This window comes from Frankia gtarii (assembly GCF_025403375.1).
Lineage (GTDB): Bacteria > Actinomycetota > Actinomycetes > Frankiales > Frankiaceae > Frankia > Frankia gtarii.
The window spans coordinates 1-1,879 of record NZ_JAMPTM010000505.1 but is presented as its reverse complement, the minus strand read 5'-3'; the positions used below and the strand labels follow the sequence as shown (position 1 = coordinate 1,879).

The 1,879-nt window shown below is 75.7% G+C and carries 2 protein-coding genes and 1 pseudogene; all 3 read left to right on the top strand.

The genetic code is table 11. From position 1 onward, the window contains the following. A partial coding sequence (locus NBZ83_RS31890) for an SDR family NAD(P)-dependent oxidoreductase (RefSeq protein WP_261576479.1) occupies window positions 1-777 on the top strand: 777 nt, incomplete at its 5' end. 29 nt (window positions 778-806) lie between these two features. After that, window positions 807-1,688, top strand: coding sequence for an LLM class F420-dependent oxidoreductase (locus NBZ83_RS31885; RefSeq protein WP_261566414.1), 882 nt, complete (start codon window positions 807-809; stop codon window positions 1,686-1,688). Next, window positions 1,685-1,879 (top strand): annotated as a pseudogene (locus NBZ83_RS31880) (hypothetical protein); the annotation flags it as partial. The gene NBZ83_RS31885 and the pseudogene NBZ83_RS31880, both read left to right, overlap by 4 nt.

Here is a 1,879-nt window from a genome sequence, read left to right as displayed (position 1 = left end):
GCCAGTGCCCGCCGGCTCGCCGCCGAGGGCGCGGCGGTCGCCGTCACCGACCTTGCCGGTGCGTCGGCGGCGCGGGTCCGCGACGAGATCGTCGCGGCGGGCGGGCGGGCGATCGCGCTCGCCCTCGACGTCGCCGACGCCGCCGCCGTGCGCGACTGCGTCGAACGGGTCGCCGCCGAGCTCGGCCCGATCGGCGTGCTGCACAACAACGCCGCCGCGACCGCGCTGTCCGGCGGCGGCGGTGACGCCGAGGTACTCACGATGTCGGCGGAGCTCTGGGACGCGACGATGGCCGTCAACGTCCGCGGGCCGATGCTGCTGGCGCGCGCCGTGCTGCCCGCGATGATCGCCGCCGGCCGCGGGTCCATCATCAACACCTCGTCGGGGGCCGCCGCGGCCGCCGAGCACCTGCGCCCGGCCTACGGCGCGTCGAAGGCGGCGCTGGAGTCGCTGACCCGCAGCATCGCCACCCGCTACGGCCCGGTCGGGGTGCGCTGCAACGCCATCGCCCCCGGACTCGTACTCACCGACACCGTGCGCGGGCCCGGGCGCGGGCTGCGCCGGATGCGCGCCGTGTTCGCCGCGCACACCCCGTCCCCGCTGGGCACGCCCGACGAGGTCGCCCGGGTCGTGGCGTTCCTCGCCTCCGACGCCGCCCGCTACGTCAACGGGGTCGTGCTGCGCGTCGACGGCGGCATGGGTGCCGCCCAGCCCTACCTCGCCGACCTGCTCGGCCGGCACGCCGCGGTCGAGGACGCCCCGACCGTGAACTCCTGAGGAGAGCCAGTGACGAAGTGGGGCACGCGATGAAGTGGGGCATCGTCTTCGCCAGCACCGGGTTCCCCGACCCCGACGACGCCGTGGCGCTCGCCGTCGCGGCCGAGCAGGCCGGGTTCGAATCGCTGTGGGCGCCGGAGCACGTTGTGCAGTCGCGTCGCACCGACGCCACCCCGTACCGCGGTGTCACCAGCGGCAGCATGGACCGGCTGTCGCGGCGCGGCGGCATGCCCGACCCGCTGATCTGGCTGACCTACGTCGCCGCGGTGACCACTCGCATCCGCTTCGGCACCGGCGTGCTCATCCTGCCCGAGCACCAGCCGACGGTGCTCGCCAAGACCGCCGCCACCCTCGACCATCTGTCCGGGGGCCGGCTGATGCTCGGCATCGGCGTCGGCGAGCTGCCCGAGGAGTACGCCGCAGTCGGCATGGAGTTCCGCAACCGGGGCCGGCGCATGGACGAGTACATCGACGCCATGCGGGTGCTGTGGCGCGACGACTCGGCGACCTTCGCCGGCGAGTACGTCAGCTTCGACCAGGTCGAGTGCCGGCCGTGGCCGGTGCGCCGGGCGATTCCGCTGTTCGTCGGCGGGGCGTCGGAGGCCGCGATCCGCCGCGCGGCGACCCGCGGCGACGGCTACTTCCCGTTCGTGTTCCCCGGCCAGGATCCGCTCGTCGAGCTGCCGAGGCTGCTCGCCCGGGTCCGCGAGGAGACCAGGGCGGTCGGGCGCGACCCCGACGCCATGGAGTTCACCGCGGGCGGCGCGCGCAACGTCGAGGAGGCGAAGGTCTACGCCGACTTCGGCGTCCACCGGCTCACCGTCGCCGTGCGCGGGCGCACGATCGCCGAGATGCTCGACGACGTCGCCCGCCTCGGCGACGAGCTCGTCACCCCCACGGTCGAGCTGTGACCGTCGCGGGGCTCGAGCCGCTGTCGTTCGCGGGGCGCACCGTGCTCGTCACGGGGGCGGGGCGCGGCGTCGGCCGGGCGCACGCGCTCGCCTTCGCCGCCCGCGGGGCCGCCGTCGTCGTCAACGACCTGCCCGAACCCGCCGGTGCGACCCAGGGGGCGCCGGGGAGTGATGGGGCCGCGGGCAGTGAC

Coding starts and splice junctions, on each gene's coding strand:
- NBZ83_RS31885 (WP_261566414.1), top strand. CDS start 807: ATGAAGTGGGGCATCGTCTTCGCCAGCACCGGGTTCCCCGACCCCGAC.